General features: G+C 66.8%; 22 protein-coding genes. 10 read left to right on the top strand and 12 right to left on the bottom strand.

The genetic code is table 11. From position 1 onward, the window contains the following. The first annotated feature begins 71 nt into the window (after positions 1-71). A complete protein-coding gene (locus tag J2W23_RS20450) occupies positions 72-518 on the top strand; it encodes a hypothetical protein (RefSeq protein ID WP_307650031.1) in 447 nt (148 codons plus the stop codon). A 33-nt stretch (positions 519-551) separates the two neighbouring features. Beyond that, positions 552-1,091 carry a peptide deformylase gene (gene def, locus J2W23_RS20445; RefSeq protein ID WP_013541635.1) on the top strand — a complete coding sequence of 180 codons (540 nt, stop codon included), beginning with the start codon at positions 552-554 and terminating at the stop codon, positions 1,089-1,091. Positions 1,092-1,109: 18 nt separating this feature from the next. Here def and J2W23_RS20440 read toward each other — a convergent pair whose 3' ends face one another. Next, a complete protein-coding gene (locus J2W23_RS20440; protein ID WP_176657565.1) occupies positions 1,110-1,499 on the bottom strand; it encodes a DoxX family protein in 390 nt (129 codons plus the stop codon). Positions 1,500-1,654: 155 nt separating this feature from the next. Here J2W23_RS20440 and J2W23_RS20435 point away from each other — a divergent pair, with 155 nt between their 5' ends. Genes J2W23_RS20435 through J2W23_RS20425 form a run of 3 tightly spaced genes read left to right on the top strand, consistent with a single transcriptional unit; the run spans position 1,655 to position 4,742 of the window. Beyond that, a complete protein-coding gene (locus tag J2W23_RS20435; protein ID WP_307650030.1) occupies positions 1,655-2,689 on the top strand; it encodes an amino acid ABC transporter substrate-binding protein in 1,035 nt (344 codons plus the stop codon). Then, on the top strand, positions 2,686-3,687 hold the full coding sequence (locus J2W23_RS20430; protein ID WP_307650029.1) for an amino acid ABC transporter permease: 1,002 nt from the start codon (positions 2,686-2,688) through the stop codon (positions 3,685-3,687). Before J2W23_RS20435 ends, J2W23_RS20430 begins: the two co-directional genes overlap by 4 nt. Continuing rightward, positions 3,684-4,742 (top strand): amino acid ABC transporter permease, encoded by a 1,059-nt coding sequence (locus tag J2W23_RS20425; protein WP_307650028.1) that lies wholly within the window; start codon positions 3,684-3,686, stop codon positions 4,740-4,742. The genes J2W23_RS20430 and J2W23_RS20425 overlap by 4 nt, the downstream gene beginning before the upstream one ends. 13 nt (positions 4,743-4,755) lie before the next feature. Here J2W23_RS20425 and J2W23_RS20420 read toward each other — a convergent pair whose 3' ends face one another. From J2W23_RS20420 to J2W23_RS20410, 3 genes are read right to left on the bottom strand one after another with little or no spacing between them, the layout of a single operon-like run. Next, entirely contained in the window at positions 4,756-5,154 is a 399-nt protein-coding gene (locus tag J2W23_RS20420) for a PPC domain-containing DNA-binding protein (protein WP_307650027.1), read from the bottom strand. A 15-nt stretch (positions 5,155-5,169) separates the two neighbouring features. Further along, complete coding sequence (gene pgm / locus J2W23_RS20415) at positions 5,170-6,822, bottom strand: phosphoglucomutase (alpha-D-glucose-1,6-bisphosphate-dependent) (protein ID WP_307650026.1); 1,653 nt, start codon at positions 6,820-6,822, stop codon at positions 5,170-5,172. Beyond that, on the bottom strand, positions 6,819-7,502 hold the full coding sequence (locus tag J2W23_RS20410) for an HAD family hydrolase (RefSeq protein WP_307650025.1): 684 nt from the start codon (positions 7,500-7,502) through the stop codon (positions 6,819-6,821). Before J2W23_RS20410 ends, pgm begins: the two co-directional genes overlap by 4 nt. A gap of 183 nt (positions 7,503-7,685) precedes the next feature. Here J2W23_RS20410 and J2W23_RS20405 point away from each other — a divergent pair, with 183 nt between their 5' ends. After that, complete coding sequence (locus J2W23_RS20405) at positions 7,686-8,018, top strand: hypothetical protein (RefSeq protein ID WP_307650024.1); 333 nt, start codon at positions 7,686-7,688, stop codon at positions 8,016-8,018. 9 nt (positions 8,019-8,027) lie between these two features. On the opposite strand, the gene J2W23_RS20400 is transcribed toward J2W23_RS20405, so the two are convergent. Both J2W23_RS20400 and map read right to left on the bottom strand, forming a co-directional pair. Beyond that, on the bottom strand, positions 8,028-10,634 hold the full coding sequence (locus tag J2W23_RS20400; protein ID WP_176657557.1) for a [protein-PII] uridylyltransferase: 2,607 nt from the start codon (positions 10,632-10,634) through the stop codon (positions 8,028-8,030). 22 nt (positions 10,635-10,656) lie between these two features. After that, on the bottom strand, positions 10,657-11,481 hold the full coding sequence (gene map, locus J2W23_RS20395) for a type I methionyl aminopeptidase (RefSeq protein ID WP_013541616.1): 825 nt from the start codon (positions 11,479-11,481) through the stop codon (positions 10,657-10,659). A 199-nt stretch (positions 11,482-11,680) separates the two neighbouring features. Between map and purL the strand changes: the two genes are divergently transcribed. Together purL and rnk are read left to right on the top strand one after the other, a co-directional pair. Further along, on the top strand, positions 11,681-15,688 hold the full coding sequence (gene purL, locus J2W23_RS20390) for a phosphoribosylformylglycinamidine synthase (RefSeq protein ID WP_307650023.1): 4,008 nt from the start codon (positions 11,681-11,683) through the stop codon (positions 15,686-15,688). A 349-nt stretch (positions 15,689-16,037) separates the two neighbouring features. Further along, on the top strand, positions 16,038-16,475 hold the full coding sequence (rnk, locus tag J2W23_RS20385; RefSeq protein ID WP_307650022.1) for a nucleoside diphosphate kinase regulator: 438 nt from the start codon (positions 16,038-16,040) through the stop codon (positions 16,473-16,475). Between the two features lie 57 nt (positions 16,476-16,532). On the opposite strand, the gene J2W23_RS20380 is transcribed toward rnk, so the two are convergent. The 6 genes from J2W23_RS20380 to J2W23_RS20355 all read right to left on the bottom strand — a co-directional run bounded on the left by J2W23_RS20380 (position 16,533) and on the right by J2W23_RS20355 (position 21,318). Beyond that, the gene (locus J2W23_RS20380; protein ID WP_176657554.1) at positions 16,533-17,318 is read right to left on the bottom strand and encodes a peptidylprolyl isomerase; all 786 of its coding nucleotides are present in this window, start codon (positions 17,316-17,318) and stop codon (positions 16,533-16,535) included. A gap of 150 nt (positions 17,319-17,468) precedes the next feature. After that, a complete protein-coding gene (locus tag J2W23_RS20375; protein WP_176657553.1) occupies positions 17,469-17,750 on the bottom strand; it encodes a BolA family protein in 282 nt (93 codons plus the stop codon). Next, positions 17,747-18,286, bottom strand: coding sequence for a septation protein A (locus J2W23_RS20370; RefSeq protein ID WP_176657552.1), 540 nt, complete (start codon positions 18,284-18,286; stop codon positions 17,747-17,749). Before J2W23_RS20370 ends, J2W23_RS20375 begins: the two co-directional genes overlap by 4 nt. Beyond that, positions 18,287-18,697, bottom strand: coding sequence for a peptide-methionine (R)-S-oxide reductase MsrB (msrB, locus tag J2W23_RS20365; protein WP_176657551.1), 411 nt, complete (start codon positions 18,695-18,697; stop codon positions 18,287-18,289). After that, entirely contained in the window at positions 18,694-20,175 is a 1,482-nt protein-coding gene (locus J2W23_RS20360) for a protein adenylyltransferase SelO (RefSeq protein WP_307650021.1), read from the bottom strand. Before J2W23_RS20360 ends, msrB begins: the two co-directional genes overlap by 4 nt. A gap of 63 nt (positions 20,176-20,238) precedes the next feature. Further along, the gene (locus J2W23_RS20355) at positions 20,239-21,318 is read right to left on the bottom strand and encodes an AraC family transcriptional regulator (protein WP_307650020.1); all 1,080 of its coding nucleotides are present in this window, start codon (positions 21,316-21,318) and stop codon (positions 20,239-20,241) included. 152 nt (positions 21,319-21,470) lie between these two features. Between J2W23_RS20355 and J2W23_RS20350 the strand changes: the two genes are divergently transcribed. After that, positions 21,471-23,219 carry a carboxylesterase/lipase family protein gene (locus tag J2W23_RS20350; protein WP_307650019.1) on the top strand — a complete coding sequence of 583 codons (1,749 nt, stop codon included), beginning with the start codon at positions 21,471-21,473 and terminating at the stop codon, positions 23,217-23,219. A 153-nt stretch (positions 23,220-23,372) separates the two neighbouring features. Further along, a complete protein-coding gene (locus J2W23_RS20345) occupies positions 23,373-25,016 on the top strand; it encodes a 3-(methylthio)propionyl-CoA ligase (RefSeq protein WP_307650018.1) in 1,644 nt (547 codons plus the stop codon). Positions 25,017-25,136 lie beyond the last annotated feature (120 nt).

Raw genomic sequence — 25,136 nt, 5'->3', positions numbered from 1 at the left:
CATCGCAGCGCAGTCAACAGGGTCTACAACCTGACGTTGAAAGAAAACTGAAGGCCAACAAGGAGCCCCTCATGCAGAAAACTCGTGTTCTTGGTGCCAGCATTGCCCTCGGCGGCCTCGCGCTGCTGACCGGCTGCGTTGCCGTTCCCGGCGATCCGTACTACTCGGGTGACTACTCCGGCGGCTACTCGCAGCCGTACTACTCCGAGCCGTCTCCCGTGGTCGTCGCGCCAGCGCCGGTCTATATCCAGGGTGGTGGCTATTACGACCGCGGCCGTTATTACGACCGCCGTCCGTACTATGGGGGCCGCCCCGGTTATCCGGCTGTGCGCCCGGGCTACCCCGCGGTGAGACCCAGCTACCCCGCCGCGCGTCCTCCGGGAGGTTGGGGTGGCGGTCGCCCCAATGTCGGCGTGCCGGGTATCACGCCCTCGCAGCCGCAGCAGATGCCTCGCGGCAACGCGCGCATGTGGACCTCGCCGGACTCGAAGGCTCCTGTCCCGGGCGGCATCCCGTGATCATGGGCTTGAGGCCATCGCGATAATTCCGCGATGGCCATTCGCGAAATACTCAAGATGGGCGATCCCCGGCTGCTGCGCATCGCGCAGCCGGTCGCCGCTTTCGATACCGACGAACTGCACCTCCTGGTGCGCGACATGTTCGAGACCATGCATGCGGTCAACGGCGCCGGCCTCGCGGCCCCGCAGATCGGTGTGGACCAGCAACTGGTGATCTTCGGCACCGACATCGTCAACCCCCGCTATCCCGACGCGCCGCCCGTGCCCCGCACGGTGCTGCTGAACCCCGTCATCACGCCCATCGGCGAGGACGAGGAAGAGGGCTGGGAAGGGTGCCTTTCGGTGCCGGGCCTGCGCGGCGTGGTGCCGCGCTTTGCCAACATCCGCTATACCGGTTTCGATCCGTATGGCGACCCGATCGACCGGGTGGCCAGCGGCTTTCATGCGCGTGTGGTGCAGCATGAAGTCGATCACCTGCTGGGCAAGCTGTACCCGATGCGGGTGCGCGATTTCTCGCGCTTCGGCTACACCGAGGTCCTGTTTCCGGGACTCGATGCAGCCGACGACGACTGAAGGCCGGAGCCGTCGCGCTTACTTGTTGCTCAGGCCGAAGCGGCCGCCGCCCGTGAAGGCCAGCGAGATCGCCGCGAACAGGAACATGCCCTGCAACTCCAGCGCCCAGCCGCCCTGGCCGTTGATCGCGCCGAGGTCCTTGCGGTGCACCAGCCAGATCGCCACCAGCATGTTGATTGCCACGATCACCGCGGCCGGCCGCGTGAACAGGCCGACGATCAGCAGCGCGGGCGCGAGGATTTCACCGACATAGACCCCATACGCCAAGAACGCCGGCAGGCCGTGCGAGGCCAGCATGCCGCCGATGCCATCGACGCCCTTGGTGACCTTGGCCACGCCGTGCAGCAGGATGAGGATGCCCAGCGCGAGGCGCAGAACGAGCTTGCCGGTGTCGTCGGACTTGAACATTGTGTGATTCCTGTTCGGGAGAGTTGATAAAGGGCCGTATGGTATTGCGGTATTGGCGCCGCACAGGGCATATGCATCCAACCGACCCTTCTTTGGCGCGGCCGTGCGACGCCCCGTACACTGGCTTTTGTTGTCTGTTGAGGAGAAACACACCCATGAAAAACCGATTCCGCCCGGCGCTGATCGCCGCCGCATCCCTGGTTGCCCTTGCCACCGCAGCGCCGGCCTTCGCAGGCAAGACGCTCGATACGGTCAAGCAGCGCGGCACCGTCAAGTGCGGTGTGACCAACGGGGTGGCGGGCTTCTCCGCGCCGGACACCCAGGGCAACTGGTCGGGCCTGGATGTCGACACCTGCCGCGCCATCGCGGCGGCCGTGCTCGGCGATGCGAAGAAGGTCGACTTCGTGCCCCTCAATTCGCAGCAGCGCTTCTCGGCCCTGCAGGCCGGCGAGATCGACATCCTGGCGCGCAACACCACCTGGACGCTCACGCGTGACGCCTCGCTCGGCTTCAACTTCACCACCATCACTTATTACGACGGCCAGGGCTTCCTGGTGCCCAAGAAGCTCAAGGTGACGAGCGCCAAGCAGCTGAAGAACGCCACCATCTGCACCCAGTCGGGCACCACCAACGAGAAGAACGTCTCCGACTACTTCCGTGCGCAGAACATCCCCGTGAAGACCGTCGTCTTCGAGAGCTTCGAGGCCTCTTTCAAGGCCTTCTTCTCGGGCCGCTGCCAGGCCTTCACAACCGATGCCTCGGCGCTCGCGGGCCTGCGCAACAAGGAAGCGCCGAACCCCGACGACTACATCATCCTGCCCGAGCTGATCTCCAAGGAACCGCTCGCGCCGCTGGTGCGCCGAGGCGACGACGAGTGGTTCGCCATTGCCAAGTGGGTGCCCAATGCGCTCATCGAAGCAGAGGAGGCCGGCGTCACGCAGGCCAATGCCGATGCGCTCAAGGCCAGCAGCAAGGACCCGGCGCAGCAACGCCTGGTCGGCACCGGCGAAGACCTGGGCAAGCTGCTGGGCCTGGACAAGGACTGGTCGTTCCGCGCGATCAAGGCCGTGGGCAACTACGGCGAGGTGTTCGAGCGCAACGTCGGACCGAAGTCGGTGCTCAAGCTGCCGCGCGGCTCCAATAACCTGTGGAGCAAGGGCGGCCTGATCTACGCACCACCGGTTCGATGAGCCGGGAGGGCGCCTCCCGCCGCGGCGCCTGGCTGGCCTGGATCGTCCAGGCGCTGCTGGTGCTGGCCGTCGTGGCCGGCGCCTTCTGGGTGGTGCACCATGCGCTCGAGGTGCTACGCGCACGCGGCGTGCGCTCCGGCTTCGACTTCCTCACCGAGCCCGCGGGCTTCTCGATCAGCGAGGGCTGGCTCGACTTCGACGCCAGCCAGCCGTTCTGGCGCGCCTTTCTCGCGGGCCTGATCAATACGGTGCGGGCGGCGGTGCCCGCGGCGATTTTCTCTGTCGTTCTCGGTACCTTGATCGGCATCGGCCGGCTTGCGCCGCATGTGCTGTTGCGGGGCATCTGCACCGCGTATGTCGAGCTGCTGCGCAACGTGCCATTGCTCGTGCAACTGCTGATGCTGGCCTTCGCGATGGCGAACCTGCTGCCCGACCCGACCGAACCGGTGCGGTTGCTCCCAGGCGTGTGGCTCAGCAAGGGCGGGCTCAGCGTGCCGTGGCCCGTGGCGGGCAAGGGCGGTTGGTGGCCGACGCATTTCGAGTGGCCCGAGCGCGGCGATTTCGGCGTGAGCGGCGGTGCGGCGCTGAGCCCCGAGTACGTGACCATCGTCGCCGGCCTGTCGTTCTACTCGGCCGCGTTCGTCGCCGAGATCGTGCGCGCCGGCATCCTGTCGGTCTCGCAGGGGCAGGTGCTGGCGGGACAGGCGCTGGGCCTGTCGTCGGTGCAGCAACTGCGCATCGTGATCCTGCCGCAGGCGCTGCGAGTGATCGTGCCTTCGCTCACCAACCAGTTGCTCAGCCTCGTCAAGAATTCGTCGCTCGCGGTGGCCGTGGGCTATCCGGAGCTGGTGTCGGTCGCCAACACCACCATCGGCTCGAATGGCAGGGCCTTCGAGTGCATCGCGATCATCATGGCGGTGTACCTGCTGCTGTCGCTCGTGATTTCCTTCGGCATGAACCGCTACAACGCGCGCGTCGCGCTGCGAGGCTGGCGATGAGGAATGTTGCGCAAGGCCCGATCGCGTGGCGCCGCGAACTCTGGGGTTCGCCGCCGCGCGCGTTGGCGACGGTGGTGCTGATCGCGCTGCTCGCATGGATCGGTTTTCACATCGTCGACTGGGCCGTGGTGCACGCGGTGTTCCGTGCCGATGCCGACGCCTGCCGCGCGGTGCAGCACGGCGCGTGCTGGGGCGTGGTGGCCGAGAAGTGGCGGCCGATGCTGTTCGGCCGCTTTCCGTATGAAGAGCAATGGCGACCGGCCATCGCGGTGATCCTGCTGTCCGCCGTCACCATGCTGAGCGCCTGGCCACGCAGCTGGCGCTGGTGGCTGGTGCCGCTGTGGGTCGTCGCGCTGCTCCTGTTCGTGCTGCTGATGCGCGGCGGTGCCATGGGCCTCGGTCATGTGCCGACCAGCCGCTGGGGCGGTCTGCCGCTCACCATCGGGCTTGCGGTCGTTGGACTGGCGCTGGCCTTTCCGCTCGCGTTGCTGCTCGCACTGGGCCGGCGTTCGGGCTGGCCGGTGGTCCGTACGCTGAGCGCGAGCTACATCGAGCTGGTACGCGGCGTGCCGCTGATCTCGGTGCTGTTCATGGCTTCGTTCCTGTTGCCGCTGCTTTGGCCGGCGGGCTGGCAGCCCGATGTGCTGGTGCGCGTGCTCGCGGGCCTCACGCTGTTCGTCGCGGCCTATCTGGCCGAGATCATCCGCGGCGGCCTGCAGGCCGTGCCACGCGGGCAGACCGAGGTGGCGATGGCGCTGGGCTTCGGACGCTGGCCGGTGCAGCGCGACATCGTGCTGCCGCAGGCCCTGCGCCTCGTGGTCCCCGCGCTCACGAACAGCGTGGTCGGTACGCTGAAGGACACCTCGCTCGTCACCGTCGTGGGCCTCTTCGAGCTGACCGGCGCGCTGGGCCTCGCGCTCGGCGGCGATCCGGTCTGGCGGCCGTTCTACCTCGAGGGCTATCTTTTCATCGCCGCCGTGTACTGGGTGCTGTGCTTCGGGCTCTCGCGCTACAGCGTGTGGCTGGAGCGCAGGCTCGCGAGCGCGCCGACCTGAAAGCCGCAAGACTTCAGGGCTTCGGTCGCGGCACCAGTTCGGGATAGCCGGTTGCCGGATCGAACTCGCGGGCGAAGCGCCATTCGGGCAGCCACGCGATCAGGATTTCGGCGGTGGTGCGCACGGTACAGCCTGGCGCGGCATGACCGCCGCGCACCTGGCCCGCTGCATCCGACACGCTGACGTGCAGGTGAGATCCATCCGGCGAGAGCGTGCCGGACAGCGTGAGGATTTCTAGATCGCCTTCGAGCACTGCCGCGCTTTCCGCGCCGGCATACCTGATGCGCGCGCCTCGGAGGCTGCCGATGCCGGACACCACGAAGGCCGCTTCGGCGCCATGCTGCTTGAGCGCCGCATCGAGCGCGGCGCGCAGGTCATCGCCCGGATTCAATCGCAGCGCGTGCGCTTCCATGGCGGCTACTTTTTTTCAGCTCGACAGCGCCTTGTCCACCAGCTGCTGCGCCTCTTCGAGGATGCGCGCGAGGTGCTCCGCACCTTTGAAGCTCTCGCCGTAGACCTTGTAGATGTTCTCCGTGCCCGAGGGCCGCGCGGCGAACCAGCCGTTGGCGGTGACGACCTTCACGCCGCCGATGGCCGCGCCGTTGCCGGGCGCATGGCTCAGCACGGCCTCGATCCTGTCGCCCGCGAGTTCGGTCGAGCTCACCTGCTGCGGCGAGAGGTTCGACAGCTTCTTCTTCTGCTCGACCGTCGCCGCCGCATCCACACGGTCGGACACCGGCTGCCCCAGCGCCCGCGTCAGCTCCGCATAGCGCTCGCCTGGCTCGCGCCCGGTGCGCGCGGCGATCTCGGCCGAGAGCAGGGCGGGCACCATGCCGTCCTTGTCCGTGGTCCACGCCGAGCCGTCGTGGCGCAGGAAGGTCGCGCCCGCGCTTTCCTCGCCGCCGAAGCCGAGCGATCCTTCCACCAGCCCATCGACGAACCACTTGAAGCCCACCGGCACTTCGTAGAGCTTGCGCCCGAGCCGGGTGGTGACGCGGTCGATCATCTGGCTGCTCACCACCGTCTTGCCGACGGCCGCGCCCGCCGGCCAATGGGGGCGGTGCGTGTAGAGGTAGTCGATCATCACCGCGAGGTAGCTGTTCGGCTGCATCAGGCCCGCGCTGCGCGTGACCACGCCATGGCGGTCGTGGTCGGTGTCGCAAGCGAAGGCGATGCCGAAGCGGTCCTTCAGCGCGATCAGCTTGTGCATCGCATCGGGCGAGGACGGGTCCATGCGGATGCGGCCGTCCCAGTCGAGTGACATGAAGCGGAAGGTCGGGTCGACCTCCTGGTTCAGCACGGTGAGGCGCTTGAGCTTGTAGCGCTCGGCGATGGCCGGCCAGTAGTGCACGCCGGCGCCGCCGAGCGGGTCGACGCCCAGGTCGATCTGCACGTCGCGGATCGCGTCCATGTCGAGCACCTGCGCGAGGTCTTCGACGTAGGTGTTCAGGTAGTCGTGCCGGTGCGTGGTGGAGGCCTTCAAGGCCTGCGCGAGCGGCATGCGCTTCACGCCTTCGAGCCCGTTCGCCAGCATCTTGTTGGCGGCGGCTTCGACGGCCGAGGTGATGTCGGTGCCGGCGGGGCCGCCGTTCGGCGGGTTGTACTTGAAGCCGCCGCTCTCCGGCGGGTTGTGCGAGGGCGTGATGACGATGCCGTCGGCCAGTCCCGTCGTGCGCCCGCGGTTGTAGACCAGGATCGCATGGGACACGGCCGGCGTCGGCGTGTACTCGTCGTCCTTCGACAGCATCAGTTCGACGCCGTTGGCGGCCAGCACTTCGACCGCGCTGCTGAAGGCCGGCGTGGAAAGGGCGTGCGTGTCGATGCCCAGGAACAGCGGGCCGTCGATGCCTTTCTGCTTGCGGTAGTCGCAGATCGCCTGGCTGATCGCGAGCACATGCCATTCGTTGAACGCATCGTCGAACGACGAGCCGCGATGGCCCGAGGTGCCGAAGGCCACGCGCTGCGCGGGCACCGATGGATCGGGCCGGCCCGTGTAGTACGCCGAGATCAGGCGCGGCACATTCACCAGCAGGTCGAGAGGTGCGGGTTGGCCCGCGAGGGGATTGGTTTTTTGACTCATTTCTTGGGTGCCCAGTCGTCGATTTGAATGAGGTCGCCGATGCGTTCGATGGTGATGTCGGCGGGCGCATAGGCGGCAATGGCCTGCGCATCGAGCGCGTAGTGGCCTTGCCGCACGAAGACGGTGGTGAGCCGCGGCCCCCAGATCGCCTTCATGGCGGAGAGCAGGCGCAGCTTGTCGTCGACCATCACGTAGTGCGCAGCGGGGTGGCACTCCTCGATGGTGTCGAGCATCTGCTCCTTGTGCACATAGATCAGCACGCGGCCTTCGACGGCGTCCCACAGGCCCGAGCGCTGCACCTTGCGCGGCTGGAACACCACGTCGCCGTCGGACAGGATCACCGTCGGGCCGTAGCGGCGCAGGTGCTTCAGCGCATCGAGCGCGCCGGGGTAGAGGCGATCGGCAAAGGGATAGTCGATGAGAAAGCTCGACATCAGCAGCAGCCGCGAATCGCTCATGCCGCGCTTGCTTTCCTCGGCCCGGTAGCGTTGCAGTGCGCCGAGGTAGTCGACGTAGCCGAGTTCGCTGCGCAGCGCCTCGAAGGCAGTCCAGTAGCGGCTGGCGCTCTCGGCGCCGAAGGCCTGTTCGAGGTGGGCGCGCAGGTCGCCGACGACGCCGTCGTTGTCGAGCAGGGTGTTGTCGACGTCGACGAGGAAAACCGTGTGGGGTTGCTGTGTCATGAAGGGGGTGCCCAGGGGGCCTTTGCTGCATGCATCGGTTTCAGGATACGCCATCGAAAAGGCAGCACCGATACCCATCGTGAATTAGTTGATGCTTTGTGTACCGCTGGCTTAACCTGTGCGCGTCGTGTCGTTTTTGGCGAATAAGCTTCCACCCGTTTCAAGGAGCAAAAAAGTATGCGCATGAAGAATGGTCGAAGCTGGTTGTGCCTGTCTGCGATGGTCCTGCTGCTGGCGGGCTGCGCGGCCCCTCCCAAGGACCGGCCGCTCACCTCCGAGGTGCCCGAGCCGCCCAGCTTCGCACCGCCGCCCGAAACCTGCCAGGCCGCGGCCGTTCGCTTCGGACTCGGCTTGCAGGCGACGCAGGCCCTGCTGCAGGAAATGATGCAGCGTGCGGGCGCCAAGACCGGCCGCACGGTGCCGGCGACGGAAACGGCGAGCCCGGCGCAAGACCCCGCGCGGCTCAACCTGCAGGTCGAGCCCACCGGCCGGATCGTCGGCGCGTACTGCGGCTGATGCGGCAGATCAGGAGGCCAGCGCTTCCATCAGCTCGGTCTCGATGGCGAGCTGCGTCTTCTGGCCCTGGAGCTCGGGGCCGCTGATCAGGAAGGTGTCTTCCACGCGCTCGCCCAGGGTCGTGACCTTGGCGAGCTGCAGATTGAGGTGATGGCGCGCGAGCACCCGTGCCACCGAATACAGAAGACCCGCGCGGTCGCTGGCCGAGATGTTGAGCAGCCAGCGCTGCGCCTTGTCGTCGGGCAAGAGGCTGATGCGCGGCTTGATCGGAAAACTCCGCACCCGACGGGACACCCGGCCCATGCTCGGCGGGGGCAGGGCGCCGGCTTCGGTGAGCGTTTGCGCGAGGCCCGACTCGACCATGCTGATGAGGTCGCGGTAGTGGTCGGGCAGGAAGGTGGTCACGACCTGGAAGGTGTCGAGCGCATAGCCGTTGCTCGTGGTGTGCACCTTGGCATCCAGGATGCTGAACGACGACTGGTCGAAGTAGCCGCAGATGCGCGCAAACAGGTCGGGCTGGTCGGGCGTGTAGACCACCACCTGCAGGCCTTCGCCCACCGGCGACAGGTGCGCGCGCACGATGGGCGGCGCCTTCGGGTCGACCGGCACGTTCGGCGGCGGCACGAAGCGGGAGAGCTGCTTGGCATGCCAGGCGATTTCGGTGGCGTCGTGGCGCATGAAGTAGCCGACGTCCAGCGTGTCCCACAGCGCCTTGTGCGCCTCGAAGCGCTGGGCGTGCAGGGCCAGCTGCACCAGCGCCTCGCGCTTGCGCGATTCGACTTCGGCGTCCGGGTCGGGCATGCGCCCGCCCAGGGCGCGCAGCGTATAGCGGTACAGGTCTTCGAGCAGCTTGCCCTTCCACGCATTCCACACGCGCGGCGAGGTGCCGCGAATGTCGGCGATGGTCAGCAGGTAAAGCGCCGTGAGGTAGCGCTCGTTGCCCACACGCTTGGCAAAGGTGCCGATCACCTCGGGGTCGCTCAGGTCCTGCTTTTGCGCGACCTGGCTCATCACCAGGTGCTCGGCCACGAGGAATTCGATGAGCTTCGCGTCTTCGCGTGCGATGCCGTGCTGCTTGCAGAAGCGCTGCACGTCGCGCGCGCCGAGCGTGGAATGGTCGCCGCCGCGGCCCTTGGCGATGTCGTGGAAGAGGGCGGCCACGTACAGGATCCAGGGCTTGTCCCAGCCAGCCGCGAGCTGCGAGCAGAACGGGTACTCGTGCGCATGCTCGGCAATGAAGAAGCGCCGCACGTTGCGCAGCACCATCAGGATGTGCTGGTCCACCGTGTACACGTGGAACAGGTCGTGCTGCATCTGCCCCACGATGCTGCGGAACACGCGCAGGTACCGCCCCAGCACCGAGGTCTGGTTCATCAGCCTGAAGGCATGCGTGATGCCGTAGGGCTGCAGCAGGATCCGCATGAAGGTCTCGTGGTTGACCGGGTCGTTGCGGAACTTGCTGTCCATCACGTGGCGCGCGTTGTAGAGCGCGCGCAGCGTGCGCGCCGACAGGCCCTTCACGCCGATGGTCTTCTGATAGAGCAGGAAGGTCTCGAGCACCGCATGCGGCTCGCGCTCGTAGAGATCGTCGCTCGCGATCTCGATCAGGCCGGCGCGCTCGTAGAAGCGCTCGTTGATCGGCGTGTGCTGCTCGTCGCTCGGCTGCAGGCGCTCGGAAATGTTGAGCAGCAGGATCTGGTTGAGCTGCGACACGGCCTTGGCCGCCCAGTAGTAGCGCCGCATCAGCGCCTCGCTGGACTTGCGCTGCGATTCGCTTTCGTAGCCGAAGCTCGCGGCCACGGCGGTCTGCAGGTCGAACACCAGGCGGTCTTCGCGCCGGTTGGCGATCACGTGCAGGCGGGCGCGAATGAGCGAGAGCAGCGCCTCGTTGCGCTTGATCTGCTGCGCCTCGAAGGAGGTGGCCAGGCCGTTCTTGGCCAGGTCGTCCCAGCGGCTGCCGTAGCCGGCCGCCTTGGTCATCCAGAGAATGGTCTGCAGATCGCGCAGGCCGCCCGGCGATTCCTTGCAGTTGGGCTCGAGCGCGTAGGGCGTGTTGTCGAATTTCTGATGGCGGTGCCGCATTTCCTGCGACTTGGCCACGAAGAAGGCCTGCGGGTCGATGGCACGCGTGAAACGGCGGCGAAAGGCGACGAAGAGCTTCTTGTTGCCCGCGATCAGCCGAGCCTCGAGCAGCGAGGTCTGGACGGTGACGTCCTTCTCGGCCTCGGCCAGGCATTCGTCGACGGTGCGCACGCTGGAGCCGATTTCGAGCCCGGCGTCCCAGCAATGGCCGATGAAAGCCTCGATGCGGGCCGGGTCGATCGCGGCGGCATCGCCCTCCGGCGGCAGCAGAAGGAGCACATCGACGTCGGAATACGGAAACAGCTCGCCGCGGCCGAAACCGCCGACGGCCGCCAGCGTGAGCGAGTCGCCGAAATCGGCTTCCCGCCAGAGGGTGCAGAGCGTCTGGTCGGCCAGCGCCGAGAGCTGGCGCAGCACCGTGTGCACGCTGCGCGTGGGGGCGCGCGCAAAGCGCAGGGTGTCGAAGAGGGCGAGCTTCTTCGCGCGATAGGCTTCGCGCAGCGTCGCCACGTCGATCTTGGCTGCTTCGATCAAGGCGGGGGCGCGCTCTGGCGCGTCAGGTTTTGGTCGAGGTGACGAAGGAGGGCAGCGGCGGGCTGCCTTCCGACAGGGTCAGCACTTCGTAGCCGGTCTCGGTGACCAGCACCGTGTGCTCCCACTGGGCCGACAGCGAATGGTCGCGGGTGACGATGGTCCAGCCGTCGTACTGGCCGCCCTTGAAGTCTTCCTTCACGTCGCGCTTGCCGGCGTTGATCATCGGCTCGATGGTGAAGATCATGCCGGGCTTGAGTTCTTCCATGGTGCCCGGGCGGCCGTAGTGCAGCACCTGGGGTTCTTCGTGGAAGCGCTGGCCCACGCCGTGCCCGCAGAACTCGCGCACCACCGAGAAGCCCTGGCCTTCGGCGAACTTCTGGATTGCATGGCCCACGTCGCCCAGGTGCGCGCCGGGGCGCACCTGCAGGATGCCGTGCCACATGGCTTCGAAGGTGATGCTGCACAGGCGCTTGGCGGCGATGGAGGCGTCGCCGATCACGTACATGCGGCTGTTGTCGCCGAACCAGCCGTCCTTGATGACAGTGACGTCGACATTCATGATGTCGCCCTTCTTCAGGGGCTTGTCGTTCGGGATGCCGTGGCATACCACGTGGTTCACCGAGGTGCACAGCGACTTTGGGAACGGGACGCTGCTGGCACCCATGTAGCCCACCGTGGCCGAGGTGGTGCCCTGCTTGACCATGTACTCGGCGGCGAGCCGGTCCACATCGTTGGTCGTGATGCCGGGCTTGATGAGGGGCGTGAGGTAGTCCAGCACCTCGGAGGCAAGGCGGCAGGCGACGCGCATGGCTTCGATGCCTGCAGCGTCTTTGTAGGTAATGCTCATGCCCCGAATTATCCCATCGCAAAATGAGCCTGCCCCCAACGCGGGACACTTCGTGTTCCCGCTGTCCCCGAGGGGGGCGGCTCGCTTGGGGCGGCCCGGCATTGGCCTAAAATCCTGGGTTAACGCGGATGACCCCAGTCAGCGGCCATTCGCCCAGATCCTTGATTCCCAACGCGGCCCCCGAGGCCCCACATCGACCGTGACGCAGCCCGCACCTCAAGCCCTTCCCGTCGTAACCCTGTTCGAGGGCGGCAGCGCACTCAGCGATTTCCGTGCGCGGCAACTGCTGCCGAAGCTGCAGGCCATCGAGCCGCGCATCGAGGGCATCTCGGCCCGTTTTGTCCATCTGGTCGTCACCGACGCGGCCCTGAGCCCCACCGACCATGACCGCTTCGCCGCGCTGCTGACCTACGGTGAGCCCTTCGAGGCGCCGGCCAAGGCGGGCACCTCGGTGGTCGTCACGCCGCGCCTGGGCACCGTGTCGCCCTGGGCCTCCAAGGCCACGGACATTGCCCACAACTGCGGCCTGGCGCTGCGCCGGGTCGAGCGCGTCACGCAGTACCACCTGAAGCTGAAGGCCCCGCTGATCGGCAAGGCCCCCGTCATCGAAGGCGACACGCTCGCTGGAGTGGCCGGTCCGCTGCACGACCGCATGACCGAATCGGTGCTCGCCACCGTCGCGCAGGCGGCCAGCCTCTTCAGCGAACTGCCGGCCCAGCCGATGGCCCAGGTCGATGTGCAAACCGGCGGTCGCGAGGCCCTGGTTGCCGCCAATACCGGCTTCGGCCTGGCGCTGGCCGAGGACGAGATCGACTACCTCGTGGAAGCCTTCACGCGCCTCGGACGCAACCCGAGCGACGTCGAATTGATGATGTTCGCGCAGGCCAACAGCGAGCACTGCCGGCACAAGATCTTCAACGCCCAGTTCACCATCGACGGCAAGGCGCAGCCGCAGAGCCTGTTCTCGATGATCCGCCACACCGAGAAACAGAACCCGCAGCACACGGTGATCGCCTATGCGGACAACGCCTCGGTGATGGAAGGCGCGACCATCGAGCGCTTCATTCCGGCCCACGGCTCGCAGAGCTATCAAAAAGATAGCGCCCTGAGCCATGTGCTGATGAAGGTCGAGACGCACAACCACCCGACCGCGATTTCGCCGTTCCCCGGCGCCTCGACCGGCGCGGGCGGCGAGATCCGCGACGAAGGCGCCACCGGCCGCGGCTCCAAACCCAAGGCGGGCCTGACCGGCTTCACCGTGTCCAAGCTGTGGCCCGAGGACGGCCACTACGGCAAGCCCGAGCACATCGCCAGTCCGCTGCAGATCATGACCGAGGGCCCGCTGGGCGGCGCCGCGTTCAACAACGAATTCGGCCGGCCCAACCTGCTGGGCTACTTTCGCGAATACGAACAGGCGGTGACGAGCGACCTCGACACGGTGCAGCGCGGCTACCACAAGCCCATCATGATCGCGGGTGGCCTCGGCAGCATCGACGCCACCCAGACCAAGAAGATCCAGTTCCCCGCTGGCTCACTGCTGATCCAGCTCGGTGGCCCCGGCATGCGCATCGGCATGGGCGGCAGCGCCGCCAGCTCGATGGCGACCGGCGCCAACGCGGCTGAGCTCGACTTCGACTCGGTGCAGCGCGGCAACCCCGAAATCGAACGCCGCGCGCAGGAGGTCATCAACCACTGCTGGCAGCAGGGCGCGGCCAACCCGATCCTGGCGATCCACGACGTGGGCGCGGGCGGCCTGAGCAACGCTTTTCCCGAACTCACCAACGACGCCGGCCGCGGCGCGCGGTTCGATCTGCGTGCGGTGCCGCTCGAAGAGTCGGGCATGGCGCCCAAGGAAATCTGGTGCAACGAAAGCCAGGAGCGCTACGTGCTGGCCATCGCGCCCGAATCGCTCGAACAGTTCAAGGCCTTCTGCGAGCGCGAGCGCTGCCCGTTCTCGGTGGTCGGCGTGGCGACCGAAGAGCGTCAGCTGCTGGTGGCCGACGAAGGCGCCGCGGTCCAGCCGGTCGACATGCCGATGGACGTGCTGCTCGGCAAGCCGCCCAAGATGCACCGCGACGTGAAGACCGTCGCCCGCACCTTCAAGCCGCTCGACCTCACGGGCGTCGATCTGCAGAAGGCCGCCATCGACGTGCTCGCGCACCCGACCGTGGCGTCCAAGCGCTTCCTCATCACCATCGGCGACCGCACCGTGGGCGGCTTGAGCCACCGCGACCAGATGGTCGGCCCGTGGCAGGTGCCGGTGGCCGACTGCGCCGTGACGCTGGCCGATTACAAGGGCTTCGCCGGCGAAGCCATGAGCATGGGCGAGCGCACGCCGCTGGCCGCGCTCGACGCGCCGGCCTCGGGCCGCATGGCCGTGGCTGAAGCCATCACTAACCTGCTGGCCGCGCCCATCGAGCTCTCGCGCGTCAAGCTGTCCGCCAACTGGATGGCCGCCTGTGGCGAGCCCGGCGAAGACGCCGCGCTGTACGAAACCGTCAAGGCCGTGGGCCTGGAACTGTGCCCGGCGCTGGGCGTGTCGATTCCGGTCGGCAAGGATTCGCTGTCGATGCGCACGCAGTGGAAAGATGGCGATGAAGCCAAGAAGGTGACATCGCCCGTCAGCCTGATCGTGACCGCCTTCGCCTCGCTGGCCGACGTGCGCGGCACGCTCACCCCGCAGCTCGACGCCACCGAAGCCGACACCACGCTTGTGCTGATCGACCTGGGCCGTGGCCAGCACCGCATGGCCGGCAGCATCCTCTCGCAAACGCTCGGCCAGAGCGGCGACACGGTGCCCGACCTCGACGACCCCGCGCAGCTCGTGGCGCTGGTCAATGCGGTGAACGCGCTCCGAGCCGACGGCAAGATCCTCGCGATGCACGACCGCAGCGACGGTGGCCTGTTCGCCACCGCCTGCGAAATGGCCTTTGCCGGCCATGTCGGCGTGGCGCTCAACGTCGACATGCTCGTCACCGAAGGCGACGGCATTTCCGACAGCCGCATGGAAACCGGCGACGCCAAGAACTGGGCGCAGCAGGTCAGCGCGCGGCGCGAGGAACTCACGCTCAAGGCGCTGTTCAACGAAGAACTCGGCATGGTGCTGCAGGTGCGCACCGCCGAGCGCAACGACGTGATGCAGGTGCTGCGCGCCCACGGCCTCAGCACGCACAGCCATTTCGTCGGCAAGACGCGGCCTGCCAGCTCCACCATGGACGCAGGCAAGGGCAAGCTCGAGGTCTGGCGCGATGCCAAGTCGGTGTTCAGTGCCTCGCTGCACGACCTGCACCAGGTGTGGGACTCGGTCAGCTGGAAGATCGCCCGCGAGCGCGACAACCCGGCCTGCGCCGATGCCGAGCACGCCGCGGCCGGCGAACCTTCGGACCCCGGCATGCATGTGTTCCTGCCGAACGCGCAGCCCGCAGCGCCTGCCATCCTGCAATCGCGCCCCAAGGTCGCGATCCTGCGCGAGCAGGGCGTCAACTCGCACGTCGAGATGGCCTATGCGTTCACCGAAGCGGGCTTCGAGGCCTACGACGTCCACATGACCGACCTGCAGACGGGCAGGGCGGACCTCGCCAACTTCAAGGGCGTGGTTGCCTGCGGCGGTTTCAGCTACGGCGACACGCTGGGCGCGGGCATCGGCTGGGCGCGCAGCATCACCTTCAACCCGAAGCTCGCCGAACAGTTCAAGGCCTTCTTCGGCCGAGAAGACACCTTTGGCCTGGGCGTGTGCAACGGCTGCCAGATGTTCGCCGAGCTGGCCGACATCATCCCGGGCGCCGAAGCCTGGCCGCGCTTCACCACCAACCAGAGCGAGCGCTTCGAGGCGCGCCTGTCGATGGTCGAAGTGCTCGAATCGCCGAGCATCTTCTTCGCGGGCATGGCAGGTAGCCGCCTGCCGATCGCGGTGGCGCACGGCGAGGGCTACGCAAACTTCAAGCACCGCGGCGATGCGGCCAAGGCCATCGCGGCGATGCGGTTCGTGGACAACCACGGCAACGCGACCGAGCAGTATCCGTTCAACCCGAACGGCAGCGCCGGCGGCCTGACCTCGGTGACCACGCCCGATGGCCGCTTCACTGCCGTGATGCCGCACCCGGAGCGCGTGTTCCGCAACATCCAGATGAGCTGGACGCCGGGCGACCGGAGCGAACTCAGCCCCTGGATGCAGATCTGGCGCAACGCGCGTCGCTGGGTGGGCTGACCTCCGATGGCGACGGCCTCAATCCGGCAAGGCCGGTGGGGCTTTGATGACCGTGCCCGCAACGGGACCGGTAGACTCGACCGCATGTTGTGCGCTTTCGCTTCCACACTGACCGCACCGGCCTTGCCGGGCGCGTTCGCGCGTGGCCGGCGCCGCGCGGCGCGGATGACGGCGCTCAAGCGCCGATCGCCCTGGCATTCCTGAGCCCGGCGATCCTTCCTCCTCCCATTCCTTTTTCGCGCACCTCCTGATCGCCGGGCCTCCTTCAAGCCCGCGCGCTGGCGCGTCCGCCATACCCGGCCCCCTCGATAGGGCCAGCGACACGCCTTTACTTCATCAGGAGCGACTCATGCACGCCACCACCTCGTTCACACGACTCGAACGAACCCTCACCCAACTCGACCACGCACGCCTGCACAAACTCGCCGCGCATGCGCTGCAGACACGCGGCGCGGCCGATCCGCTCGCACAGGCACTCGAGGAGATGCTCGACTGCAGCGAGGTCGTGGCGCCGCAGGACGCGTCGCCCGACCTCGTCACGATGAACTCGCGCGTCGAGCTCGAGGACCCCGCGAGCGGCGAGCGTTACGCGATCACGCTGTGCTATCCGCGCGATGCCAAGCCTTCCGAGGGCGAGGTCTCGGTGATGTCGCCAGTGGGCGCGAGCCTGCTGGGCGCGCGCGTCGGGCAGGCGGTGGAATGGACCACGCCGGCCGGCGTGCACGGCTCGGCGCGCGTGGCCGCGCTGCAGTTTCAACCCGAGGCCGCCGGCGAGTACCTGCGCTGACCCAAAGAAAAACGGCCCGAAGGCCGTTTTCAAAAGGAGGCGGGCAGGGCGCGCCGCTTACTCGACCTTCGCCTTCGCGCGCAGCTCTTCCTGGTACTTTTGCAGACGCTGCTGCTGCAGCTGCTGCGTGACCTGCGGCTTCACTTCTTCCAGCTTCGGCAGTTGGGCCTGGCGGATGTCGTCCACGCGGATGATGTGATAACCGAACTGCGTCTTGACGGGAGCCGGGGTGGTCTCGCCCTTCTTGAGCTTGATCATCGCTTCCGAGAACTCGGGCACGAAGCTCGCGGGGTTGGCCCAGTCGAGGTCGCCACCGTTGGCGCCCGATCCCGGGTCCTTGCTCTGCTTCTTGGCGATGTCTTCGAACTTGGCGCCCTTCTTCAGGTCGGCCATGATCTTCTTGGCCTGGTCCTCGGTTTCCACCAGGATGTGGCGAGCCTTGTATTCCTTGCCGCCGTTGGCTGCGACGAACTTGTCGTACTCGGCCTTCACGTCGGCGTCCGAGACCGGGTTGGTCTTGCGGTAGTTGTCGAACAGCGCGCGGATCAAGATGGCCTGGCGGGCGAGTTCGAGCTGGTTCTTGTAGTCGTCGCTGGCGTCCAGGCCTTGCTTCTGCGCTTCCTGCATGAACACTTCGCGAGCCACGATTTCCTCGCGCAGCTGGCTTTGCATTTCCGGCGTCACCGGACGGCCTGCGGCGGCCAGTTGCTGGGCCAGGACGTCCATGCGGGCCTTGGGCACCGGCTTGCCGTTCACGATGGCTGCGTTCTGCGCCAGGGCGGCCATGGGGATCGCACCGATCAGCGCTGCGGCCGCTACGGCCTGCAAGATGTGTTTTTTCATGGAATGAATATCAGGCTGGAGAGGAAATGCGCGTGTAGGAAAAGGCGCGTGAAAGAAAGCGGAGAGAGGCGAACAAAAAGGGGGAAGGAAAGAGGGCTGGGGCATCGTGGCGAAGACCGCGTGCAACCCCGTACAACCAGTACGGACGACTCAGAGCACCTCGATGGCTATGGCGTGCAGACCCTGTGCGATAAAAACTTGGAGGGCATCATACACAAGGCGATGTCGCGCCACGCGAGGCTTTCCGTCGAACTTCGGGGAGGCGATGCGGACTCGGAAATGGGTGCCGTAGCCCTCCGCATTGGCGCCCGTGTGGCCTGCGTGCGCGGCGCTTTCGTCGATCACCTCGAGCTGCGTGGGGGCCAGCGCCTCGCGCAGCGCCGCCTCGAGCGCGGCCACGGTCGGCAAGGGAATGGTGGTGCTGGTCGTCATGCGGTCGGCTTGTCTTCTTTCAGGTGCGGCGCGATGTACAGGCCCTGCGCCACCAGGAAGACGATCGGGAACACATAGCCCCAGAGCTTGAAGTTGACCCACGCCTCGGTGGTGAAGTAGGCCGCCACGTAGCCGTTGATGAGCGCCATGAAGAGGCAGTAGCCGATCCACGCGACGTTCAGGCGGCCCCAGATGCGGTCCGGCAGCTCGAGTTGCGAGCCGAGCAGCATCTTCAGGAAGTTCTTCTTCAGCGCCCAGAGCGCCACGGCCAGCGCGATCGCCATTGCGCCGTACAGCACCGTCGGCTTCCACTTGATGAAGCGGTCGTCGTGCAGCACCAGCGTGAGCGTGCCGAAGAGAAGGATCAGCACCAGCGTGGCCTTCTGCATCGCCTGGAGCTTGCGCTCCATCGCATAGATGATGCCCATCTGCACCACGGTGGCGGCCATCAGCACGCCGGTGGCGGTGTAGATGTCGGCGAGCTTGTAGGCGCCGAAGAACAGCAGGATCGGGAAGAAGTCGAGGATCAGTTTCATTTATTTTTTCTGGAAATCGAGCGACGCCGAGTTCATGCAGTAGCGCAGGCCCGTTTCGGTGGGACCGTCGGGGAACACGTGGCCCAGGTGGGCGCCGCAATTGGCGCAGACATTCTCGGTGCGCACCATGCCGTGCGAACGGTCGACGATGTTCCTGATGGCGCCGGGCACCGCTTCTTCGGAAAAGCTGGGCCAGCCGCAGCCGGCGTCGAACTTGGTTCCCGACTCGAACAGCTTGGCGCCGCAGCAGATGCAGTGGTAGGTGCCGTCGTCCCAGTGGGCTTCGTATTTGCCGGTGAAGGGGCGCTCGGTGGCAGCGTGGCGGGTCACCTCGAAGGCGGCGGGTTCCGCGCCTTTTTCAGCGAGCAGGGCTTTCCATTCGGCGTCGGTTTTCTGTACGGGAGTGGTCATGATGAGCAGCTGATTTCAATCGTGGAAGCCCAGTCGGGCGGGAAGCCGGCATATCCGTCGGCACCGGGGTGTTCTTCAAATGGGGTTTCGAGCAGCGTCAGCAAGGTTGCCACACCCGAGAAGTCTTTTTGCGCAGCCGCTTCGATGGCTTGCTGGCCCAGGTGGTTCCGCAGCACGTATTTCGGATTGGACCGAAGCATCAAATCGGCGGCTTCCGAACGCACCGACTGCGCATGACGCTCCGAAAATGAGAGCAGCCAGGCATCGAAGCCCGCGCGATCCAGGAACAGGTCGCGCACCGGCTCGGCGTTGCCGTCGGCCATGTACTGCGAAAGCCGGCGCCAGAAGATCGTGTAGTCGACCTTGCCCGCCGCCAGCAGCTTGAGCACGCCTTCGATCAACGCCCGGTCGGTCTCGGCCGCATCGACCAGGCCGAGCTTGGCGCGCATCCGGGCCTCGAAGGCGTTCGGGAACACCGTCTTGTACGACTCCAGCGCGGCGACGGCGACTTCCTGGTCGCCGATCAGCGGCAGCAGCGCCTGTGCCAAGCAGAAGAGATTCCAGTACGCCACGTTGGGCTGCTGGTTGAAGGCGTAGCGGCCGCTGGTGTCGCTGTGGTTGCAGATGTGGCGCGGATCGAAGCCATCGAGGAACTGGAACGGCCCGTAGTCGATGGTGAGCCCGAGGATGCTCATGTTGTCGGTGTTCATCACCCCGTGGCAGAAGCCCACGGCCTGCCATTGGGCGAGCAGGGCGGCGGTGCGTTCGCTCACGGCTTCGAGGAAGGCGGCATACGCATTGCCGTTGAAGCGCTCGGTGGTGCGGCAGGCCGGGTAGTAGCGGTCGATGACGTAGTCGGCCAGCGCGCGCAATTCGTCTTCGCGCTGATTGGCCGCGAAGTGCTCGAAATGGCCGAAGCGGATGAAGCTCGGCGCCACGCGCGCCACGACGGCGGCGCTCTCGGGCTCTTCGCGGAACACGCGGGCGTCGGAGCCGGTCACGCTGAGCGCACGGGTGGTCGGGATGCCGAGGCCGTGCATGGCTTCGCTGCAGAGGAATTCGCGGATGCTGGAGCGCAGGACGGCGCGGCCATCGCCGCCGCGCGAATAGGGCGTGCGACCCGCGCCCTTGAGTTGCACCTCGAGCCCGCTCTCGGTCTCGCCCAGCATGATCGCCCGGCCGTCGCCGAGCTGGCCGGCCCACACGCCGAACTGGTGCCCGCTGTAGACGGTGGCAAAGGGGTTGATGCCGCCTATCGGCAGGCTGCCGGTCAGCGCTGCGAGCGTGGTGTCCGATTGCCGCCAGTCGGCCGGCAAGCCCAGCGCGCGGGCCACCGCCTCGCTGTGGCCCACCCAGTAGGGATCGGGCAGGGGCGTTGGACGCAGGTGGGTGAGAAAGGCGGCGCCGAGCGCCTCGAAACCAGGTTTCCAGCGCAATCCCAGGTCCGCGACGTCCGTGTCTTCAGCAAGCAGGCTCATGCCCGGATTGTCCGGCAGAGCGCGAAACCCCTTGCCGCGGGGGCCATCGGCCCCGGCCGTGGCTCAGTGCGCCAGTGCCGGCGTGTCCCAGATCCGCGCCCGGTACTGCGCGGGCGGCAGGCCGAACCAGCGCTTGCACGCCCGGAAGAAGTTGCTGCTGTCGACGAAGCCCAGCATGTCCGCCACGTCGGTGAGCGTGTGGCGGTCTTCGGCCAGGTACTGCTGCGCAAGCTCCCGGCGGGTGCGGTCGAGCAGCGACTGGAACGACACCGACTCCTCCTGCAGCCGCCGCTGCAGCGTGCGCTCGGCGAGGCCCAGGCCCGCGGCCACGTCCTGCCGGCGCGGCTCGCCGTGTGGCAGCCGGCGCGCGATCTCGGCGCACACCAGGGTGCTGGTGGTGGTCTGGCCCAGCAGGTTGAGCTGGTCGTCCAGCAGGTGCTCCTGCATCTCGCCGAGCGTCGGGTGGTAGGTAGGCAGCGGCATGGCCATGTCGGCCGCCGAGAGCAGGAGGCGGTTGGCGGGCGCGTTGTAGCGGATCGGGCAGCCGAAGGCCTCGCGGTGCAGCCGGTCGTCGGCCGGCGGCGGATAGACGAACTCCAGGGCCAGCGGCTGCAGCTCGCGCCGCGTGAGCCACTGGCATTGCATGAGCACGGTGAGAAGGGCGTATTCGACGCGCTGGCGCGGAATCGGCAGGCTGCCGCCGGTGTGCTCCATCACCATCCAGCAGCCGTGTGCCTCGGGCTGCATCGAGAACGCGGTTGCGTCCGAGATCACGGCCATGTAGCGGGTGAGCCGCGTCAGCGCCGCACCCAGGTCGGCGCTGCAAGACATGGCGTGGCCGACCGTGCCCAGCTTGCTGTGCGTGGCCGCCAGGTCGCGATGCAGGCCCAGCGTGGATTTGCCCGCACGCGCCACGGCCAGTTGCCAGAGCACGGAGATCTCGTCGACCGGCACGCGCGCGTTCTGGCGGTGCAGGGAGTCGGGATCGAAGCCCGCCTCGCGCAGCAGCGACGGCACGTCCAGCCCCTCGGCCTCGAACATCGAGAGCACGCCTTCGAGCCAGGCGGCCGAACTGGTCCGCAGTTCCGGTTGCTGCTGGGAGCAGGCCGGCCGGCGTTGCGGTCGGCGCTGGGCATGCGGCATGGAGGCTCCTGAAGTCATTGAATTGGCTCGCTTGCGATAGCGGGGGAAACGCGGTCCGTTCCTAGAATTTTCTGGCGGGTCCGGTCGGCCGGAGTATGGCCGCCGGACACCGGCGCAGGAATTCCGATTAACCCGGTGTGGAGACAAACAAGATGAATACAGCAGAGACAACGGAAAACCAGCATGCAACCCGGCCGCCGGGAGCGGTGGCGCGCGCCATGGCGGTCGCGGCCTGCGTCGCGCTCTCGGCCTGCGGCGGCGGTTCGGATTCCGGTTTTTCCTTCATGCCGATCGTTCCCGTGGGTCCACCGGCCGCGCCGCCTCCGGCGGCCGACGGCCCCATGGTGCGCCAGACCACCGCCGGCAAGATCGAGGGCGTGGACGACAGCGCCGCCACCGGTACGTATGCCTGGAAGGGTGTTCCGTTCGCTCAACCGCCCGTCGGCGCCCTGCGCTGGACGCCGCCCGCCGATCCGAAGCCGTGGGAGGGCGTGCGCGCCGCAAACAAGTTCGGCCATGGCTGCGCCCAGGGCGGACGCTATTTCAGCCCCGCGCCCAACGACGCCCCCTTCGGCCTGGCCGTGCGCGAAGGCTTCGGCAAGCCGGTGGGCGATGAGGACTGCCTGACGCTCAACATCTGGCGCCCGAGCGGCGACACCGCCAAGCTGCCGGTGATCGTCTATATCTACGGGGGCAGCAATATCTCTGGCTACACGGCCGATCCGGGCTATGACGGTGCCCAGCTCGCCAAGCGCGGCAATGCGGTCGTCGTGACGATCAACTACCGCGTGGGCGTGCTCGGCTGGCTCGACCTGCCGCAGTTGAAGAGCGGCGAAGCGAAGAGCGACTCGGGCAACTTCGCGCTGCTCGACCAGATGCAGGCGCTGAAGTTCATCCAGGCCAACATCGGCGCCTTTGGCGGCGACGCGGGCAATGTCACGGTGATGGGGCAGTCGGCGGGCGCGGTCAACATCTGGGGGCTGGTCGTCTCGAGCGCATCGGCCGGCTTGCTGCACAAGGCGGCGCCGCTGAGCGGCGGGATCGCCTTCGCCCCGCGGGCCACCGCGCAGACCTATTCGAAGGCGCTGCTCAACGCGATCGCCATCGCCGACGGCAAGGCCACCGACACCGCCTCGGCCAACGCCTGGGTGGGCTCGCAGACCGATGCACAGGTCGCGGCCTATCTGCGCGGCCTGCCGGCGGACAAGCTGCTGACCATCGTGCTCGCGAACCCGCAGCTGGGCAACGCGCCCGCACCGATCGAGGACGGCACCATCCTGCCGGTGAACTCGGTCGCCGAGGTCGCTGCCGGCCGATTCAACAAGATGCCCATGCTGATCGGCAACACGCGCGACGAAGGCACGCTTTTCGGAGGCTTCAAGCCCACCGACTACGAGCGCTTCGGCCTGCAATACAACTTCAACCCCGATGCGCCCGTGACGATCACCGAGGCGGACCTGATCAAGCCGGCCTACCTTCCGGTAGACAAGCCGCTGACCGGCTGGAAGGCATGGACGGACACGCTCACCAACGCGATCTTCCTCAACATCCTCCCGCCCCAGATCGACTCGGTGGCCAAGTACATGCCGACCAAGACCTGGTACTACCGCTTCGACTGGAGCCAGCAGGTGGCGCCGTTCAACACCGTCTATGGCGCCACGCACGGGCTGGACACGGCGTTCATGTTCCACAACTTCGGCACCGGCATCTTCTCTTTCTCGTTCGGCGAGGCGAACCGGCCGGGACGCGAGGCGCTGTCGGATGCGATGGTGGGCAGCCTCTCGGCGTTCGCGCGCACCGGCGACCCGAACCATTCGGGCCTGGGCGTGACCTGGCCCAACTGGCCGCGCAAGATCGTGCTCGACGCCAGCAAGACGCAGCTGCAGAACAGCGCGCCCTGAACGCAGCATGCTCCAGCGGCGCCGGCTGTCGTCCGGACGACAGATCGGCGTCCGCGGACTGCGGGTTTCTGTCATTGTGCGAACGCACATAAATTGCGTGAATGACCGCAGTCCGAGAAACCATTGAATTTTGTTGAAAGAAGGAGCCTGTAGATGCTGGGTTTGATGCAAGACCAACCGCTTTTGATCTCGTCGCTGATCGAGTTCGTCGAGCGCCACAACGGCGACGGCGAGATCGTCTCGCGCCGTGTCGAGGGTGATATTCACCGCACCACCTGGGGCGGAATCGCATCGCGTGCCCGGCAGGTGGCCAATGCGCTCGATGGCGAGCAGCTGCTCTTCAGCGACCGCATCGCCACGCTGGCCTGGAACGGCTACCGGCACCTGGAGCTTTACTACGGCGTGAGCGGCAGCGGCCGTGTGCTGCACACCATCAACCCGCGCCTGCACCCCGACCAGATCGCCTGGATCGCCAACCACGCCGAAGACCAGATCCTGTGCTTCGATCTCACGTTCCTGCCGCTGGTGCAGGCGGTGCATGCCAAGTGCCCCACGATCCGGAAATGGATTGCGCTTTGTGATGCCGACAAGCTCCCGGCCGACACCGGCATTCCCAACCTGGTGAGCTACGAAAGCTGGATGGGCGCGCAGTCGAGTGACTACGAATGGCCGACCTTCGACGAGAACTCGGCCTCGAGCATGTGCTACACGAGCGGCACCACCGGCAACCCGAAAGCCGCGCTCTACAGCCACCGCTCGACCATGCTGCACGCCTATGCCGCGGCGCTGCCCGATGTGATGCGCATCTCGGCGCGCGACTCCGTGCTGCCGGTGGTGCCGATGTTCCACGTCAACGCCTGGGGTATTCCGTACTCGGCGGCGCTGGTGGGCTGCAAGCTCGTGTTCCCCGGTCCGGCGCTCGATGGCAAGTCGGTGTTCGAGCTGATCGAATCCGAAGGCGTGACCTTCGCGGCCGGCGTGCCCACCGTATGGCAGATGATGCTCGGCCACATGCAGGCGGGCGACCTGAAGTTCAGCAAGCTCAACCGCACCGTCATCGGCGGCTCGGCCTGCCCGCCGGCCATGATCAAGGTGTTCCAGGAGAAGTTCAACGTCGAGGTGCTGCATGCCTGGGGCATGACCGAGATGAGCCCGCTCGGCACGCTGTGCACGCTCAAGAACAAGCACCTGTCGCTGCCTGCCGATGCCCAATTGCAGATCCGCATGAAGCAGGGCCGCGCGATCTTCGGCGTCGACATGAAGATCGTCGACGGCGATGGCAACGAGCTGCCCTGGGACGGCAAGGCCTACGGCGACCTCCTGGTCAAAGGCCCCTGGATCGTGAAGGAATACTTCAAGGGCGAGGGCGGCGATCCGCTCATTCCCGATGCCCAGGGCCGCGGCTGGTTCCCCACCGGCGACGTCGCCACCATCGACGCCGAGGGCTACCTGCAGATCACCGACCGCAGCAAGGACGTGATCAAGTCCGGCGGCGAGTGGATCAGCTCCATCGAGATCGAGAACATCGCCGTCGCGCATCCCGCCGTGGCCATGGCCGCCTGCATCGGCGTGTTCCATCCCAAGTGGGACGAGCGGCCGATCATCGCGGTCATGAAGAAGCCCGGCGCGGAAGTCACGCGCGAGGAACTGCTCAAGTTCTACGAGGGCAAGACCGCCAAGTGGCAGATCCCCGACGACGTGGTCTTTGTCGAGGCCATCCCGATCGGCGCCACCGGAAAGATCCTGAAGACCAAGCTGCGCGAACTGCTCAAGGACTACAAGCTGCCGACCACATAAAGCTCGCCCCCAGGCTTCGCGCACTTCGTGTCGCTTCTCCAACCCCCTACCGGGGGCAACACCTGCGGCCCGGCAAAGCCGGTTCCGCGGTGTTTCGCGAAGAGACCCTGCAGGTGACTT

The organism is Variovorax boronicumulans (assembly GCF_030812215.1).
GTDB classification, from domain to species: Bacteria; Pseudomonadota; Gammaproteobacteria; order Burkholderiales; family Burkholderiaceae_C; genus Variovorax; species Variovorax boronicumulans_C.
Note: the sequence above shows the minus strand (reverse complement) of the source record. Positions and strands in the feature narration are given on the sequence as shown.